General features: G+C 62.7%; 28 protein-coding genes. All 28 read right to left on the minus strand.

Annotated features, from left to right (window positions below):
- Nucleotides 1-126 precede the first annotated feature (126 nt).
- The 28 genes from rplQ to tuf all read right to left on the minus strand — a co-directional run bounded on the left by rplQ (nt 127) and on the right by tuf (nt 16,076).
- The gene (gene rplQ / locus HDIA_RS12555) at nt 127-555 is read right to left on the minus strand and encodes a 50S ribosomal protein L17 (RefSeq protein ID WP_099556477.1); all 429 of its coding nucleotides are present in this window, start codon (nt 553-555) and stop codon (nt 127-129) included.
- 137 nt (nt 556-692) lie between these two features.
- Nucleotides 693-1,715, minus strand: coding sequence for a DNA-directed RNA polymerase subunit alpha (locus HDIA_RS12560; protein ID WP_099556478.1), 1,023 nt, complete (start codon nt 1,713-1,715; stop codon nt 693-695).
- A 125-nt stretch (nt 1,716-1,840) separates the two neighbouring features.
- Entirely contained in the window at nt 1,841-2,227 is a 387-nt protein-coding gene (rpsK, locus tag HDIA_RS12565) for a 30S ribosomal protein S11 (protein ID WP_099556479.1), read from the minus strand.
- A gap of 246 nt (nt 2,228-2,473) precedes the next feature.
- Nucleotides 2,474-2,842, minus strand: a complete 369-nt coding sequence (gene rpsM / locus HDIA_RS12570; RefSeq protein ID WP_099556480.1) for a 30S ribosomal protein S13 — start codon at nt 2,840-2,842, stop codon at nt 2,474-2,476.
- A 213-nt stretch (nt 2,843-3,055) separates the two neighbouring features.
- Nucleotides 3,056-3,649, minus strand: coding sequence for an adenylate kinase (locus HDIA_RS12575; protein ID WP_099556481.1), 594 nt, complete (start codon nt 3,647-3,649; stop codon nt 3,056-3,058).
- Entirely contained in the window at nt 3,646-4,977 is a 1,332-nt protein-coding gene (secY, locus tag HDIA_RS12580; protein ID WP_099556482.1) for a preprotein translocase subunit SecY, read from the minus strand. Before secY ends, HDIA_RS12575 begins: the two co-directional genes overlap by 4 nt.
- Before the next feature lie 342 nt (nt 4,978-5,319).
- Entirely contained in the window at nt 5,320-5,793 is a 474-nt protein-coding gene (rplO, locus tag HDIA_RS12585) for a 50S ribosomal protein L15 (protein ID WP_099556483.1), read from the minus strand.
- A gap of 17 nt (nt 5,794-5,810) precedes the next feature.
- A complete protein-coding gene (gene rpmD / locus HDIA_RS12590) occupies nt 5,811-6,017 on the minus strand; it encodes a 50S ribosomal protein L30 (RefSeq protein ID WP_099556484.1) in 207 nt (68 codons plus the stop codon).
- A gap of 25 nt (nt 6,018-6,042) precedes the next feature.
- Nucleotides 6,043-6,609, minus strand: a complete 567-nt coding sequence (gene rpsE / locus HDIA_RS12595) for a 30S ribosomal protein S5 (RefSeq protein WP_099556485.1) — start codon at nt 6,607-6,609, stop codon at nt 6,043-6,045.
- Between the two features lie 50 nt (nt 6,610-6,659).
- The gene (gene rplR, locus HDIA_RS12600) at nt 6,660-7,016 is read right to left on the minus strand and encodes a 50S ribosomal protein L18 (protein WP_099556486.1); all 357 of its coding nucleotides are present in this window, start codon (nt 7,014-7,016) and stop codon (nt 6,660-6,662) included.
- A gap of 11 nt (nt 7,017-7,027) precedes the next feature.
- The gene (gene rplF / locus HDIA_RS12605) at nt 7,028-7,564 is read right to left on the minus strand and encodes a 50S ribosomal protein L6 (RefSeq protein ID WP_099556487.1); all 537 of its coding nucleotides are present in this window, start codon (nt 7,562-7,564) and stop codon (nt 7,028-7,030) included.
- 27 nt (nt 7,565-7,591) lie between these two features.
- Nucleotides 7,592-7,993 (minus strand): 30S ribosomal protein S8, encoded by a 402-nt coding sequence (rpsH, locus tag HDIA_RS12610; RefSeq protein ID WP_099556488.1) that lies wholly within the window; start codon nt 7,991-7,993, stop codon nt 7,592-7,594.
- Between the two features lie 13 nt (nt 7,994-8,006).
- Nucleotides 8,007-8,312 (minus strand): 30S ribosomal protein S14, encoded by a 306-nt coding sequence (rpsN, locus tag HDIA_RS12615; protein ID WP_099556489.1) that lies wholly within the window; start codon nt 8,310-8,312, stop codon nt 8,007-8,009.
- Between the two features lie 27 nt (nt 8,313-8,339).
- The gene (gene rplE, locus HDIA_RS12620; protein ID WP_099556490.1) at nt 8,340-8,897 is read right to left on the minus strand and encodes a 50S ribosomal protein L5; all 558 of its coding nucleotides are present in this window, start codon (nt 8,895-8,897) and stop codon (nt 8,340-8,342) included.
- Entirely contained in the window at nt 8,890-9,207 is a 318-nt protein-coding gene (gene rplX / locus HDIA_RS12625; protein WP_099556491.1) for a 50S ribosomal protein L24, read from the minus strand. The genes rplE and rplX overlap by 8 nt, the downstream gene beginning before the upstream one ends.
- On the minus strand, nt 9,208-9,576 hold the full coding sequence (gene rplN, locus HDIA_RS12630) for a 50S ribosomal protein L14 (RefSeq protein WP_099556492.1): 369 nt from the start codon (nt 9,574-9,576) through the stop codon (nt 9,208-9,210). It lies immediately after the preceding gene.
- Nucleotides 9,577-9,657: 81 nt separating this feature from the next.
- The gene (rpsQ, locus tag HDIA_RS12635; RefSeq protein ID WP_099558874.1) at nt 9,658-9,900 is read right to left on the minus strand and encodes a 30S ribosomal protein S17; all 243 of its coding nucleotides are present in this window, start codon (nt 9,898-9,900) and stop codon (nt 9,658-9,660) included.
- Between the two features lie 13 nt (nt 9,901-9,913).
- On the minus strand, nt 9,914-10,114 hold the full coding sequence (rpmC, locus tag HDIA_RS12640; RefSeq protein WP_099556493.1) for a 50S ribosomal protein L29: 201 nt from the start codon (nt 10,112-10,114) through the stop codon (nt 9,914-9,916).
- Between the two features lie 29 nt (nt 10,115-10,143).
- Nucleotides 10,144-10,557 (minus strand): 50S ribosomal protein L16, encoded by a 414-nt coding sequence (gene rplP, locus HDIA_RS12645; protein WP_099556494.1) that lies wholly within the window; start codon nt 10,555-10,557, stop codon nt 10,144-10,146.
- A gap of 23 nt (nt 10,558-10,580) precedes the next feature.
- Nucleotides 10,581-11,318: a 30S ribosomal protein S3 gene (gene rpsC / locus HDIA_RS12650; RefSeq protein ID WP_099556495.1), complete on the minus strand. Its 738-nt coding sequence runs from the start codon at nt 11,316-11,318 to the stop codon at nt 10,581-10,583.
- Nucleotides 11,318-11,698 (minus strand): 50S ribosomal protein L22, encoded by a 381-nt coding sequence (rplV, locus tag HDIA_RS12655; protein WP_099556496.1) that lies wholly within the window; start codon nt 11,696-11,698, stop codon nt 11,318-11,320. Before rplV ends, rpsC begins: the two co-directional genes overlap by 1 nt.
- A 2-nt stretch (nt 11,699-11,700) precedes the next feature.
- Entirely contained in the window at nt 11,701-11,979 is a 279-nt protein-coding gene (gene rpsS / locus HDIA_RS12660; RefSeq protein ID WP_099556497.1) for a 30S ribosomal protein S19, read from the minus strand.
- A gap of 15 nt (nt 11,980-11,994) precedes the next feature.
- Nucleotides 11,995-12,828, minus strand: coding sequence for a 50S ribosomal protein L2 (rplB, locus tag HDIA_RS12665; protein ID WP_099556498.1), 834 nt, complete (start codon nt 12,826-12,828; stop codon nt 11,995-11,997).
- 18 nt (nt 12,829-12,846) lie between these two features.
- Nucleotides 12,847-13,140: a 50S ribosomal protein L23 gene (locus tag HDIA_RS12670; RefSeq protein WP_099556499.1), complete on the minus strand. Its 294-nt coding sequence runs from the start codon at nt 13,138-13,140 to the stop codon at nt 12,847-12,849.
- The gene (rplD, locus tag HDIA_RS12675) at nt 13,137-13,757 is read right to left on the minus strand and encodes a 50S ribosomal protein L4 (protein WP_099556500.1); all 621 of its coding nucleotides are present in this window, start codon (nt 13,755-13,757) and stop codon (nt 13,137-13,139) included. The genes HDIA_RS12670 and rplD overlap by 4 nt, the downstream gene beginning before the upstream one ends.
- Nucleotides 13,757-14,473, minus strand: coding sequence for a 50S ribosomal protein L3 (gene rplC, locus HDIA_RS12680; protein ID WP_099556501.1), 717 nt, complete (start codon nt 14,471-14,473; stop codon nt 13,757-13,759). Before rplC ends, rplD begins: the two co-directional genes overlap by 1 nt.
- A gap of 27 nt (nt 14,474-14,500) precedes the next feature.
- Nucleotides 14,501-14,809 (minus strand): 30S ribosomal protein S10, encoded by a 309-nt coding sequence (gene rpsJ, locus HDIA_RS12685; protein WP_026782425.1) that lies wholly within the window; start codon nt 14,807-14,809, stop codon nt 14,501-14,503.
- A 76-nt stretch (nt 14,810-14,885) separates the two neighbouring features.
- Nucleotides 14,886-16,076, minus strand: a complete 1,191-nt coding sequence (tuf, locus tag HDIA_RS12690) for an elongation factor Tu (RefSeq protein WP_099555611.1) — start codon at nt 16,074-16,076, stop codon at nt 14,886-14,888.
- Nucleotides 16,077-16,114: the final 38 nt, after the last annotated feature.

The raw sequence follows: 16,114 nt of genomic DNA on the forward strand, positions 1-16,114 counted from the left end.
CAAGCCGCTGGCGGGCAGATGTGATCGCCGAGGGTCCAGCGGCAGTTCACAAACGACGAAAGGGGCGGCATCGCTGCCACCCCTTGAAATCGTTGTCCGGGCCAGTAAGGCCCAAAACCGTCAGCCTTACGCGGCTTCGGCCTCGTTGCCACCCTCGGCTTCGAGACGCGCACGGTCGACGGCGCCCTTCGCCGAGACGTCACGATCGACGAACTCAATGACGGCGACGGCCGCGTTGTCGCCCTTGCGGAAGCCCGCCTTCAGGATGCGGGTGTAACCGCCGTTACGCTCGGCATAGCGTGGGCCGATGACGGCGAAGAGCTTGCGCACGACGGCCTCGTTGCCGATCTCGGCAATGGCCTGACGGCGGGCGTGAAGGTCGCCGCGCTTGCCAAGCGTGACGAGCTTCTCGACGATCGGACGCAGGTCCTTCGCCTTCGGCAGAGTGGTGACGATCTGCTCGTGCTCGATGAGCGAAGCAGCCATGTTCGCGAACATCGCCATGCGATGGTCCGAACGCCGGTTGAACTTGCGGCCTGCATTCCCGTGACGCATGACCTTCTCCTTAAGTGTGTTCTGGCGATGCTGCCGGACCCGCCGGTGTTTTCGCCCATGATCTTCGACAAGATCCCGGCGGATGTCCGCCGGTCGTTATCTCGTAGGTCGGGTAGCCGAGGCCGCCCGCAGGACCATCAATAGTGATGGTCCTCGTAGCGCTTGGCCAGTTCCTCGATGTTTTCCGGCGGCCAGCTGGCCACTTCCATACCGAGGTGAAGGCCCATCTGCGCCAGGACTTCCTTGATCTCGTTGAGCGACTTGCGGCCGAAGTTCGGCGTGCGGAGCATCTCCGCCTCGCTCTTCTGAATGAGATCTCCGATGTAGACGATGTTGTCGTTCTTCAGGCAATTCGCCGAACGCACCGACAGCTCCAGCTCGTCCACCTTCTTGAGGAGGGCCGGGTTGAAGGCGAGTTCCGGAACCTGCTCGACCTTCTGATCGCGCTCGGGCTCCTCGAAGTTGACGAAGATCGACAGCTGATCCTGCAGGATACGGGCGGCGTAGGCCACCGCATCGTCGGCCTTCAGGGCGCCGTTGGTCTCGACCGTCAGCGTCAGCTTGTCATAGTCGAGAACCTGACCCTCGCGGGTGTTCTCGACCTTGTAGGAGACCTTGCGCACCGGCGAATAGACGCTGTCGACCGGGATGAGCCCGATCGGAGCATCTTCCGGACGGTTGCGGTCGGCCGCGACATAGCCCTTGCCCGTGTCGACGGTGAACTCGATGCGGATTTCCGCGCCGTCGTCCAGCGTGCAGATCACATGGCCCGGGTTCAGGATCTCGATATCGCCAACAGTCTGGATATCGCCGGCGGTCACGACGCCCGGGCCCTGCTTGCGCAGAACCATGCGCTTCGGACCCTGGCCCATCATCTTGACGGCGATTTCCTTGATGTTGAGGATGATGTCCGTCACGTCCTCGCGCACACCGGCGATCGAGGAGAACTCGTGCAGGACGCCGTCGATCTGGACGGCCGTGACGGCAGCGCCCTGGAGCGACGACAGCAGGATGCGGCGGAGCGAGTTGCCGAGCGTCAGGCCGAAGCCACGCTCCAGCGGCTCGGCGACGATCGTCGCGATCCGCTTGTCGGCCGAGGTCGCATGCACCTCGAGCTTGTTCGGCTTGATCAGCTCTTGCCAGTTCTTCTGGATGGTCACGATGGTTCCCTTTCCATACGGCTTGTCAGTCCCGGAAGACGGAGCGCCCGTTGCGCTCGACGCCTTCCCCTACCCGTCCTTCCGCGCACCATGCGGGAATCGCGACGGGCTGGTTCAAAACGGCGTCAGACGCGACGACGCTTGCGAGGACGGCAGCCGTTGTGCGGAATCGGCGTCACGTCGCGGATCGACGTCACGGTGAAGCCGGCCGCCTGAAGCGCGCGAAGAGCCGACTCACGACCCGAACCCGGACCGCAAACCTCGACCTCAAGGGTGCGAACGCCATGCTCGGCAGCCTTGCGGGCGGCATCTTCAGCGGCCATCTGGGCAGCGTAGGGGGTCGACTTGCGCGAACCCTTGAAGCCCATGGTGCCGGCGGACGACCACGAAATGGCATTGCCCTGCGCGTCGGTGATGGTGATCATCGTGTTGTTGAACGACGAATTCACATGGGCGATGCCCGAAGAGATGTTTTTGCGTTCGCGGCGGCGGACGCGGGCTTCCTTGGCCATAGTCTGTCCTCTTTCATGTCGATCTCATCACCGCCGTAATTCCAGCGGCTACACCGGCTATTGAGAGATCTTTCAAAGCCGGAAACGGTCGGGAGACATCGGCTTGCCGGATTGGCGGCTCACCTCGTCAGCCCCTCTTGAAACCCGAACAGCGCCGCCCCGCCCAGAAGACGGGAACGACGCCGAAATGTCGGGGTTTGGCTGGCGCAAGGCGTTGCCCGGCGCCCGATCCATCGCGACGAAGTCTTACTTCTTCTTGCCGGCGATGGCCTTCGCCGGACCCTTGCGGGTACGGGCGTTGGTGTGGGTGCGCTGGCCGCGAACCGGAAGGCCGCGACGATGACGAAGGCCACGGTAGCAGCCGAGGTCCATCAGGCGCTTGATGTTCATGGAGACTTCGCGGCGAAGATCGCCTTCCACGACGAAGTCGCGGTCGATCATCTCGCGAATCTGCAGCACTTCGGCGTCGCTGAGCTCATTCACGCGGCGAGCCGAATCGATGCCGACCTTCTCCACGATCTCGCCGGCGAACTTCGGGCCGATGCCATGGATATACTGAAGCGCGATCACGACGCGCTTGTTGGTCGGAATGTTGACGCCAGCAATACGGGCCACTTCTCTTCTCTCCTGTCGTCGCGGGACATTCCAGATGCCGCCGCTCCCTCCTCCGCCTTTGCTGCGTGGAGGTCAAAAAGCTCATGCGACCCAAGTCCACCGGTTTTCCAACCATGGATTCGACCGCATGATGAAAGCGTTGATTGGAGCCGGTTCATAAACACGAAGGCTCCCGTCGTCAACAGGAAACCTCCGGAATATCGCCTGTTCCGCTCAGGAGGACACCGCCTCCGAAAGAATCGCTTCGATTTCGGCCGTCACCGTATCGATCGGTGCCATGCCGTCGACGGGCTTGACCAGACCGCGCACCGAATAATAGGGGACGAGTTCGGCGGTCATCGCGTGGAAATCCTTCATGCGGCGCACAAAGACTTCCGGTGTGTCGTCCTTGCGCACCGGAAGACCGGCCGCCTTGGTTTCCTCGACCCGCTTCTCGATGCGGCTCATCAGCTTCGATTCGTCGACCTTGAACTCGATCACCGCATCGATCGCGATGTTGCGCTCCTCAAGCAGCTTGTCCAGGGCATCGGCCTGGGCCTGCGTGCGCGGGAACCCGTCGAGGATGAAGCCCTTGGCTGCGTCCGGCTGATCGATGCGCTCGGCCACGATGCCGATCACGATCTCGTCGGAAACGAGCTGACCCGCCTCCATGACCGCCTTGGCTTTCTTGCCGATCTCGGTTTCGGCGGCAACGGCTGCCCGCAGCATGTCGCCGGTCGAGAGCTGCACGATGCCGTGCCGGTCGACCAGACGCTGTGCCTGCGTTCCCTTGCCCGCGCCTGGCGGTCCGAGCAGAATCAGTCTCATCTCTTTTTCCCCCGCAACTTGGCCTTCTTGACAAGCCCTTCATACTGATGGGCCAGCAAATGCCCCTGGACCTGCGCGACGGTATCCATCGTCACGCTCACGACGATCAGCAGGGACGTTCCTCCGAAATAGAACGGAACACCGGTAGCGGAAATGAGAAATTCGGGTAATAGGCAAACGAGAACCAGATAGATCGCGCCGAGCACGGTGATCCGGGTCAGCACATAGTCGATATACTGGGCCGTCCGTTCGCCCGGCCGATAGCCGGGAATGAACCCGCCATGCTTCTTCAAATTGTCCGCCGTATCCGTCGGATTGAACACGATGGCAGTGTAGAAGAAGGCGAAGAACACGATCAGTGCGGCATAGAGCAGCATATAGAGCGGCTGGCCGTGGCCGAGCAGCGTCGTGATCGTCTGCAGGATGCCGGAGCCGCCCTGCCCCGTGAACCCCGACAGCGTCGCCGGCACGAGCAGCAGCGACGAGGCGAAGATCGGCGGGATGACGCCCGACGTGTTGAGCTTCAGCGGCAGGTGCGAGGATTCGCCCTGGAACAGGCGGTTGCCCACCTGGCGCTTGGGATACTGGATCAGCAAGCGGCGCTGGGCCCGCTCCACGAAGACGATGAAGGCGATCACGATCACGGCCACCACGAGCATGCCGATGATGATCGGCGTCGCGAGCGCGCCCTGACGGCCAAGTTCCAGCGTACCGGCAAGAGCCCGCGGCAGACCCGCCACGATGCCGGAGAAGATGATCAGCGAAATGCCGTTGCCGATGCCGCGCGAGGTGATCTGCTCGCCGAGCCACATCAGGAACATTGTGCCGCCGACCAGCGTGATCGTGGCCGAGAGCTTGAACATCGGACCCGGGTCCATGACGATATTGCTGGAGCTTTCAAGGCTCACGGCGATGCCATAGGCCTGCACGATCGCCAGCAACACGGTGCCATACCGGGTGTACTGGTTGATCTTCTTGCGGCCGGCTTCGCCTTCCTTCTTAAGGGCCTCCAGCGAGGGAACGATCGACGTCATCAGCTGCACGATGATCGAGGCCGAGATATAGGGCATGATGCCGAGCGCGAAGATCGCCATGCGCCCGACGGCACCGCCGGCAAACATGTTGAAGAGGCCGAGAATGCCGCTCTGCTGCTGGTCAAAGGCCTGCGCAAGCGCGGCAAGATTGATGCCCGGAAGCGGGATATACGTCCCGAGACGGTAGACGATCAGGGCACCGAGGGTGAACCAGATTCGCTTCTTCAACTCGGTCGCCTTGCCGAAGGCGCCGAAATTGAGGTTGGCGGCGAGTTGTTCTGCAGCCGATGCCATTCATCTAGCTCCGCTCACGTCCGAATGGGCCGGCGGCCGCATCTTCGGAAATCGAGAAACTGGTGTCCGTCCGCTGGTCGTTCAAGGGCAGGCCGAGATGGCCGCCGAACGCGGGACGCAAAGGGTGACACCTGCTTTGATCACATTCCGCTGACGGTTCCAAACACTTCGCGTTCAATTTTTGCACCAAAGACAAGGCGCATGCCGCAAAGGGCTGATAGGGAACATGTCCCGGACGACGTTCGATCGTCGACGCCCGCCGGAACCTCAGTCAAATGAGGCCAAACTAAAGACGCAAAGCGGGCCTCGATGGACGAGACCCGCTTCAACACGTCATCGATATCAGGCTTCGGCGGCAGCGCCGAGAACCGTCACCTTGCCGCCGGCCTTTTCGACCGCCGCGACAGCCGACGCCGAAGCACCGGCCACCTCGAAGGAGACCTTGGCCTTCAGCTCGCCGCCGCCAAGCAGGCGAACGCCGTCCTTGACGCGGCGCACCACGCCGGCCGCAACCAGCGTCTCGACCGTCACCACGTCCTTGTCCGACAGCTTGCCGGCTTCGATCGCCTGCTGCACGCGGCCAAGGCTCACGGTGTTGAACTTCTTGGCGAAGATATTCGTGAAGCCACGCTTCGGCAGACGGCGATGCAGAGGCATCTGGCCACCTTCGAAGCCCTTGATGGCGACGCCCGAGCGCGAGGTCTGGCCCTTCACGCCACGGCCGGCAGTCTTGCCCTTGCCGGAGCCGATGCCGCGACCAACGCGCATGCGCTGCTTGGTGGCGCCTTCGTTGTCTTTGATCTCATTGAGTTTCATATCGCGTATCCGCCGGTTCAGGCCCCGTCCACGACGCGGACGAGGTGCTGTACAGTCGCGATCATCCCGCGCACGGAGGGGGTATCCTCCAGCGTCCGGCGACGATGCATCTTGTTGAGGCCGAGACCGATCAGCGTCGCGCGCTGCTCGGACGGCCGACGAATGGGGCTGCCGATCTGCTCGACCGTGACGGTCTTCTTGGCGGCGCTCTTCTTGGGAGCCATGGAAGCTTACCTCGTCAGAAAAAGATCACGCGTCGGCGGACACGGCATCCGGATCGACATCGCGGCGACGCGACTGCAGAGCCGAAACCTTGAGACCGCGGCGAGCGGCGACCGAACGGGGGCTGTCCTCGCGGTTCAGCGCGTCGAAGGTCGCACGGATCATGTTGTAGGGGTTGGACGAACCCAGCGACTTCGAAACGATGTCGTGAATGCCCAGGGCCTCGAAGACCGCACGCATCGGACCGCCGGCGATGATACCGGTACCGGCCGGAGCGGCACGCAGGATCACCCTGCCCGCGCCCCAGCGACCGTCGGTGTCGTGGTGCAGGGTACGGCCTTCGCGAAGCGGAACGCGGATGAGGTTGCGCTTGGCAGCCTCGGTTGCCTTGCGAATCGCCTCCGGAACCTCGCGGGCCTTGCCGTGACCGTAGCCAACGCGGCCCTTCTGGTCGCCGACGACGACGAGCGCAGCGAAACCGAAGCGCCGACCGCCCTTCACCACCTTCGCAACGCGGTTGATGTGCACGAGACGATCGACGAATTCGCTGTCGCGCTCTTCGCGGTCCCGAGTATTCCGTTCACGTTCAGCCATGGTACCTGATCTCTTTTAAATCCGTGACACGCCTGCCTTTGAGCAAGGGCTCAGAACTCGAGCCCACCCTCGCGGGCGGCCTCGGCGAGCGCCTTGACCCGGCCGTGGTAAATGAAGCTGCCGCGGTCGAAGACGACCTTGGTAACGCCAGCAGCCAGAGCGCGCTCGGCAATGAGCTTGCCGATGGCCGAAGCCGCGGCGGTGTCCGCACCGGTCTTCAGCGCTTCGCGCATCGTCTTCTCCAGGCTCGACGCCGCGGCCAGGGTCTGGCCTTCCTTGTCGTCGATCACCTGCGCATAGATGTGCTGGGACGTGCGATGCACGCTCAGCCGCGGACGGCCATTGGCCGCCTTCATGATAGACCGGCGCACACGCGCGCGGCGACGTTCTTCCGTAGTCTTCGCCATGACGTGGGCCCTTACTTCTTCTTGCCTTCCTTGCGAACGATCTGTTCGCCGGCATACTTCACGCCCTTGCCCTTGTAGGGCTCCGGCGGGCGGTATTCGCGGATCTGGGCCGCGACCTGACCGACGCGCTGGGCGTCGATGCCGGTAACCGTGATCTCTGTCGGCTTCGGGCAGGCGATCTGCACGTCGGACGGGATCGGATACAGCACATCGTGGCTGTAGCCAAGCGCCAACTGCAGATTCTTGCCCTGAACGGCGGCACGGTAACCGACACCGCTGATCTCGAGCTTCTTCTCGAAACCGTTGGTGACGCCCTGCACGAGGTTCGACACCATCGTCCGCGACATACCCCAGGCCGAACGGGCCGGCTTGGAGTCGTCGACCGGGTCGATCTTGATCGAACCGTCTTCATCCTTCGAAGCCAGGACCAGATCGTTCAGCACAAAGGAAAGCTGCCCCTTCGGTCCCTTGACCGAAACGGTCTTTCCATCGATTTCGGCCGTGACGCCCTTCGGGACCGTGACGGCCTTCTTGCCAATGCGCGACATCTCTCTCACTCTCTCAAGGCGTCAGGATCAGAAGATGCGGCAGAGCACTTCGCCGCCGACATTCTGCTCGCGCGCTTCGTGATCGGCCATCACGCCCTTGGGCGTCGACAGGATCGAAACACCGAGGCCGTTCGCCACTCGCGGCAGGTTCTTCACCGACGCGTAAACGCGGCGACCGGGCTTGGAAACGCGCTCGATCGTACGGATCACCGGCTCGCCATCGAAATACTTCAGTTCGATTTCGAATTCCGAGCGGCCATTGCTCTCGTGCGCCACGGAGGCATAGCCACGGATGTAGCCCTCTGCCGCAAGCACCTCGAGAACGTTCTGGCGCAGCTTGGAAGCCGGCGTCGAAACCTTGCTCATCTTCCGCATCTGTGCGTTGCGGATACGGGTGAGCATATCACCCAAAGGATCGGTCATCGCCATGGGACCAATCTCCTTACCAGCTCGACTTCACAAGACCCGGGATGAGACCGTTCGATCCGAGTTCACGGAGCGCAACACGGCTCATCTTGAGCTTGCGATAATAGGCGCGCGGACGACCCGTCACTTCGCACCGGTTCCGAATGCGGACCGCCGAAGAGTTCCGCGGCAGCTCGGCAAGCTTCAGCACTGCGGCGAACCGCTCCTCGATCGGGAGCTCCTCGTTCACCGAAGCCGCCTTCAGCGCCGCCCGCTTGGCCGCGAATTTCTTCACCAGGCGCTCGCGCCGCTTGTTCTTTTCGATCGCGCTTTTCTTGGCCATCGTATCTCTAGTCCTTCTTCGCGCGGATCACTGACGGAACGGGAAGTTGAACGCCTTGAGGAGCGCCCGGGCTTCATCGTCGGTCTTCGCCGTGGTGCAGACGATGATGTCCATGCCCCACACCTGGTCGACCTTGTCGTAGGAGATCTCGGGGAACACGATGTGCTCCTTGACGCCCATCGCAAAGTTGCCACGGCCATCGAAGCTCTTCGGGTTCAGGCCCCGGAAGTCGCGAACGCGCGGCAGGGCGATCGTCACGAGACGGTCAATGAACTCGTACATCTTGGTCCGACGAAGCGTGACCTTGGCGCCGATGTTCATGCCTTCGCGCAGCTTGAAGGTCGCAACCGAGGTGCGGGCCTTCGTGATAACCGGCTTCTGGCCGGCGATCAGCGCGAGGTCGGCCGCAGCCGTGTTGATCTTCTTGGAGTCACCGACAGCCTCGCCGACGCCCATGTTGATCACGACCTTGTCGATGACCGGAACCTCGAGCGGGTTCTTGTAGCCGAATTCGGCGGTCATCTTTTCCCGGATCGTCTCGTCATAGACAAGCTTGAGCCGGGGCACGTAATTCGCCTCAGCCATCGATGGTCTCTCCCGAACGCTTGGCAACGCGCAGCTTGCGGCCATCGCTCTCGATCTTGAACCCGACGCGGGTGGCCTTGCCGTCCTTCGGATCGGCCAGCGCGATGTTCGACACGTGGATGGGGGCTTCCTTGGTCAGGATGCCGCCCTCGGACTGCGCGGTCTGCTTCTGGTGACGACGCACCAGGTTGATACCGCGAACAACGGCCCGGTCTTCGGACGGGAACATCTGGACGACTTCGCCCGTCTTGCCCTTGTCCTTGCCGGTCAGGACGACGACCTTGTCGCCCTTCTTGATCTTGGCGGCCATTTAGAGCACCTCCGGAGCCAGCGAGATGATCTTCATGTGGTTCTTCGCGCGAAGCTCGCGCGGCACCGGTCCGAAGATACGGGTCCCGACGGGTTCCTTCTGATTGTTGATCAAGACGGCGGCGTTCCGGTCGAAACGGATCACCGAACCGTCGGGCCGACGAATGTCCTTGGCGGTGCGAACAACCACCGCCTTCATCACGTCGCCCTTCTTCACACGGCCCCGCGGAATGGCCTCCTTGATCGAAACGACGATAATGTCGCCAACCGAGGCATACTTGCGCTTGGAGCCGCCGAGCACCTTGATGCACATGACACGACGGGCGCCGGAATTATCCGCCACGTCGAGGTTTGTTTGCATCTGAATCATGACTGGCCGCCTGTTCTCTCAAACATTCCGGATGACCATCCAAATGATGGCCCCGGATAAACCTTATTCTCTGGGTCGATCTCAGCCGGCGCTTACAGCGTCGACGACGATCCACCGCTTCGTCTTGGAGATCGGCCGGCTTTCCTGGATGGAAACCTGGTCCCCGATCTTGAACTTGTTCGCCTCGTCATGCGCCTGGTAGTTCTTCGTCCGGCGCACCGTCTTCTTGAACAGCGGGTGGGTGAAGCGGCGCTCCACCTTCACGACGACCGTCTTGTCGGTCTTGTCGCTGACGACGACGCCCTGCAGGATACGCTTTGGCATTGTCAGATCCTCATCAAGCGTTGTCGGCCACACGCTTCTCGCGCATGACAGTCTGGATGCGGGCGATGTCGCGTCGAACGATGCGCACACGCGACGTGTTTTCGAGCTGGCCGGTCGCCTTCTGGAAGCGCAGGTTGAACTGCTCCTTCTTCAGCTTGAGGAGTTCGTCCTCAAGCTGGTCGGGCGTCATGGCCTTGACGTCACTCGCCTTCATTTCTTTCGATCCTCAAAAAAGTCCGCCGATCACTCGGCAATGCGCTGAATGAAGCGCGTCCTGACCGGCAGCTTGGCAGCGCCCAGACGAAGCGCCTCGCGGGCGATATCCTCCGGCACACCGTCGAGCTCGAACATGACGCGGCCCGGCTTGACCCTGGCCGCCCAGTATTCCGGGGAGCCCTTGCCCTTACCCATACGCACTTCGGTCGGCTTGGCCGTGACCGGCACGTCCGGGAAGATGCGGATCCACACGCGGCCGGCACGCTTCATGTGACGCGTGATGGCGCGGCGCGCCGCTTCGATCTGGCGGGCGGTGATCCGCTCCGGCTCCAGGGCCTTGAGGCCGTATGCGCCGAAGTTGAGATCGGTGCCGCCCTTGGCGACGCCGTGGATGCGGCCCTTGAACTGCTTGCGGAACTTCGTCCGTTTCGGCTGAAGCATTTCGCCTCTCCCGTCCTTGCGCTTTACGCGGCGTCGTTGCGGCGACGACGGTCGCCACGGTCGCCACGATCACCGCGATGGTCGCCGTCACCGGCGCCCTCGAGGGCGCGACGCTCCGAAGCCATCGGGTCGTGTTCCAGAATTTCGCCCTTGAACACCCAGACCTTGATGCCGTTGGTGCCGTAGGCGGTGTGAGCAGTGGCAACGCCGTAGTCGATGTCCGCACGCAGCGTGTGCAGCGGAACCCGGCCCTCGCGGTACCATTCGAGACGCGCGATCTCGGCGCCGCCGAGACGGCCACCGGCGTTGATGCGGATACCTTCGGCACCAAGACGCATCGCCGACTGAACGGCACGCTTCATGGCGCGGCGGAAGGCAACGCGACGCTCCAGCTGCTGGGCGATCGACGAGGCGATCAGCGTGGCGTCGATCTCGGGCTTGCGCACTTCAACGATGTTGAGATGCACTTCCGAGTCCGTCATCGCACCGATCTTGCGACGCAGCTTCTCGATGTCCGCGCCCTTCTTGCCGATGACGACACCCGGACGGGCCGAGTGGATCGTGACGCGGCACTTCTTGTGCGGACGCTCGATGACCACCTTGGAGACGGCAGCGGCCTTGAGTTCCTTCATCAGGAACTCGCGGATCCGCAGATCCTCGTGCAGCAGTTCGCCATATTCGCCCTTGCCGGCGAACCAGCGGCTGTCCCAGGTCCGGTTGATGCCGAGGCGCAGGCCGATCGGATTAACTTTGTGTCCCATCAGGCAGACTCCTCGACTTCGCGAACGACGATCGTCAGGTTCGAAAACGGCTTGTGGATCGCACCGACGCGGCCACGGGCACGCGGGCTGAACCGCTTCATCACCAGCGCCTTACCGACGAAAGCCTCCTTGACGACAAGCGCGTCGACATCGAGGTCATGATTGTTTTCCGCGTTGGCGATCGCCGACTCCAGCGTCTTCTTGACGTCGGCAGCGATACGCTTCTGCGAGAAGGTCAGGTCCGCAAGAGCGGCCGAGACCTTCTTGCCGCGGATCATGGCGGCGACGAGGTTCAGCTTCTGAGGGCTGATCCGCATCATCCGGGTGACGGCGCGGGCTTCATTGTCGGCGAGCACCCGCTCACGCTTCAGCTTGCCCATGGTTACTTCCTCTTCGCCTTCTTGTCGGCGGCGTGGCCGTAGTAGGTGCGGGTCGGCGAGAACTCGCCGAGCTTGTGCCCCACCATGTCCTCGGACACCGAGACCGGAACATGCTTCTGGCCGTTGTAGACACCAAAAGTCAGACCAACGAACTGGGGAAGCACCGTCGAACGGCGGCTCCAGGTCTTGATCACTTCATTGCGGCCGGACGCACGCACGGTTTCCGCCTTCTTGAGGAGGTAGCCGTCGACGAACGGTCCTTTCCAAACAGAACGAGCCACGGTCGTCTCCTATGACTACTTCTTGCGCGCGTGACGGCTGCGCACGATGAACTTATCGGTCGACTTGTTCTGGCGCGTCTTCTTGCCCTTGGTCGGCTTGCCCCACGGGGTGACCGGATGACGGCCTCCCGAGGTGCGGCCTTCACCACCGCCGTGCGGATGGTCGACAGGGTTCATGACGACGCCGCGAACATGCGGACGCTTTCCGAGCCAACGGTTACGACCGGCCTTGCCGATCGAGATGTTGGAGTGATCGGCATTCGAAACGGCGCCGATCGTGGCCACACAGGTCGCCTGGACCCTGCGCTGCTCACCGGAGTTGAAGCGCAGGATCGCATAGCCCTGATCGCGGCCGACGAGCTGGGCGTAGGTGCCGGCGGACCGGGCGACCTGGCCGCCCTTGCCGGGCTTCAGCTCGACGTTGTGAACGATCGTTCCGACCGGAATGGCCGAAAGCGGCATCGCGTTGCCCGGCTTCACGTCGGCGGAAGCGGCCGAGATGACCTGGTCGCCGACAGCGAGACGCTGCGGGGCCAAGATGTAGCTCAGCTCGTCATCCGCATAACGGATCAGCGCGATGAACGCGGTGCGGTTCGGGTCATACTCGATCCGCTCGACCGTCGCGACGACATCGCGCTTGGTGCGCTTGAAGTCGACCATGCGGTAGGTGCGCTTGTGGCCACCACCGACGTTGCGCGAGGTCATCCGGCCAAGGTTGTTGCGACCGCCCGACTTCGTCAGACCCTCGGTGAGCGCCTTGACGGGCTTGCCCTTGTAGAGCTCGGAGCGGTCGACGATCACAAGCTGGCGGACGCCAGGGCTCGTCGGTTTGAATTTCTTGAGTGCCATCTTATCCTGCCGCTCTCATCAAAGGCCGGTGGTCACATCGATCGCATAACCGGATTCAAGCGTCACAACCGCGCGCTTGATGTCCGACTGCTGGCCGAGCCGACCGCGGAACCGCTTGACCTTGCCCTTGCGGACGAAGCTGTTGACGGACTTCACCTTGACATTGAAGAGGGCCTCGACCGCTGCCTTGATCTCAGGCTTGGTCGCGTCGCTCTTCACATTGAAGACCACCTTGTCCTGTTCGGACAGAAGCGTTGCCTTCTCGGTGATCACGGGGCTCACGATCACGTCGTAGTGCTTGAGGTTGGTCATTTGAACCGCTCCTCCAGGGCAGCCACAGCCGCCTTCGTCAGCACCAGGGTGTCACGACGCAGAATGTCGTAGACATTGATGCCCTGCACCGGAAGCACGTCGATCTGCGGGATCGCGCGCGCCGCCAGGCGGAAATTGTCGTTCGGCACCGCGCCGTCGATGATCAGCGCATTGCCAAGACCGAGCTTGGCGAACCGGTCAACCAGCGCTTTGGTCTTCGGATCGGCAGCGATCGCCTCGTCGATGACGATGAGGTTTGCGCCCTTCACCTTGGCCGACAGGGCATGCTTCAGGCCGAGCGCACGAACCTTCTTGGGAAGGTCGTGGGCGTGGCTGCGCACCACCGGGCCGAAGGCCTTGCCGCCGCCGCGAAACTGCGGGGCATTCTTGTCGCCGTGACGGGCGCCGCCGGTGCCCTTCTGACGATACATCTTCTTGCCGGTGCGGTTGCCGTCGGTACGCGTCTTCGCAAAGTGCGTACCGGCCTGGCGCTTGGCGAGCTGCCAGCGGACAACACGCTGCAGGAGGTCGGCGCGCGGATCGAGACCGAAGATCTCGTCGTTGAGCGCGATCGATCCCGCGGCGGCGCCGTCAAGCGTTTTGACTTCGAGTTCCATCACTCACCTTCCCCCGCGGAGGCCGCCTCGGTCGTCGCGCCGGACTTGCGGAACGAACCCGGGACGGGCGCGGCTTCCGGAAGCTGCTTCTTGACCGCGTCGCGAACCAGGATCCAGCCGCCCTTGGAGCCGGGAACGGCGCCTTCGACGAGGATCAGGCCGCGATCGACATCCGTGCGGACGATCTTCAGATTCTGCGTGGTGACGCGGACGTCACCCATGTGGCCGGCCATCTTCTTGTTCTTGAAGACCTTGCCCGGATCCTGACGCTGACCGGTCGAACCGTGCGAGCGGTGCGAGACCGAGTTACCGTGCGTCGCGCGGCCACCACCGAAGTTGTGGCGCTTCATGACACCGGCAAATCCCTTACCGATCGAGGTTCCCGTCACGTCGACGAACTGGCCGGCAACGAAATGATCGGCGGTCAGCTCGGCGCCGACATCGATCATGTTGTCCGGGGAAACGCGGAATTCCGCGAGTTCCCGCTTCGGCTCGACGTTGGCGACAGCGAAATGACCGCGCATCGCCTTCGACGTATTCTTCACCTTGGCCTTGCCTGCTCCAAGCTGGAGCGCGGTATAGCCATTCTTGTCCACAGTACGGTGGGCCACGACCTGGCAGTTCTCGACCTTGAGAACTGTCACCGGCACGTGTTCCCCGGCGTCATTGTAAACGCGGGTCATGCCCACCTTCTGTGCGATCACACCTGAGCGCATGGCGTTCTCTCTCACCCGGCTGTTGCCTTAGAGCTTGATCTCGACGTCCACGCCGGCCGCCAGATCGAGCTTCATCAGCGCGTCGACGGTCTGCGGGGTCGGATCGATGATATCGAGAAGACGCTTGTGCGTACGCATCTCGAACTGTTCGCGCGACTTCTTGTCGATGTGCGGCGAACGGTTGACCGTGAACTTCTCGATCCGCGTCGGGAGCGGAACCGGTCCACGTACCTGTGCGCCCGTCCGCTTCGCCGTGTTGACGATCTCGCGGGTCGACGCATCGAGGATACGATGATCAAACGCCTTGAGCCGGATACGGATATTCTGGCCGTTCATAGTCTTTTCACCTTTGACAGCGGGGGTCGGAACACTGAAGTCCCGGACCCACGCCGAGCCCGTAGAGGCTGTTCAATCACTCGATGATGGATGCGACGACGCCGGCGCCCACCGTACGGCCGCCCTCGCGGATCGCGAAGCGCAGCTTCTCTTCCATGGCGATCGGAACGATCAGCGAGACTTCCATCGCCACGTTGTCGCCCGGCATCACCATTTCCGTGCCTTCCGGCAGCGTCACGATGCCCGTCACGTCCGTCGTGCGGAAGTAGAACTGCGGGCGGTAGTTGGTGAAGAACGGCGTATGACGGCCGCCTTCTTCCTTCGTCAGGATGTAGGCCTCGGCCTTGAACTTCGTGTGCGGGGTCACAGAACCCGGCTTGCAAAGAACCTGGCCGCGCTCGACGTCCTCGCGCTTGGTGCCGCGAAGCAGCGCGCCGATGTTGTCGCCAGCCTGCCCCGAGTCGAGCAGCTTGCGGAACATCTCGACGCCGGTGATCGTCGTCTTGACGGTCGGACGGATGCCGACGATCTCGACTTCCTCACCCACCTTGACGATGCCGCGCTCGACACGGCCGGTCACCACGGTGCCGCGACCCGAGATCGAGAACACGTCCTCGATCGGCATCAGGAAGGGCTGGTCGACCGGACGCTCCGGCTGCGGGATGTAGGCGTCGACCTGGGTCATCAGCTCCATGATCGCGTCTTCGCCGAGCTTGGCGTCGCCGTCTTCCAGGGCCACCAGGGCCGAACCCTTGACGATCGGAATGTCGTCGCCGGGGAAGTCGTAGGACGACAGCAGCTCGCGAACCTCGAGCTCGACGAGCTCAAGAAGCTCCTCGTCGTCGACCATGTCGCACTTGTTCAGGAACACCACGATCGCCGGAACGCCGACCTGACGGGCGAGCAGGATGTGCTCGCGGGTCTGCGGCATCGGGCCGTCGGCAGCCGAAACCACCAGGATCGCGCCGTCCATCTGCGCAGCGCCGGTGATCATGTTCTTCACATAGTCAGCGTGGCCGGGGCAGTCGACGTGAGCGTAGTGACGGTTGGCCGTCTCGTACTCAACATGCGCCGTCGAGATCGTGATGCCGCGCGCCTTCTCTTCCGGAGCCGCGTCGATCTGGTCATACGCCTTGAACGTCGCGCCGCCAGCCTTCGCCAACACCTTCGTGATCGCCGCCGTCAGAGACGTCTTGCCGTGGTCAACGTGCCCGATCGTCCCGATGTTGCAGTGCGGCTTCGTCCGCTCGAATTTTTCCTTAGCCATTGGATTTCTCCATCAAACCTTTTTGAAGCGATACCGTT

It is taken from the genome of Hartmannibacter diazotrophicus, assembly GCF_900231165.1.
Lineage (GTDB): Bacteria > Pseudomonadota > Alphaproteobacteria > Rhizobiales > Pleomorphomonadaceae > Hartmannibacter > Hartmannibacter diazotrophicus.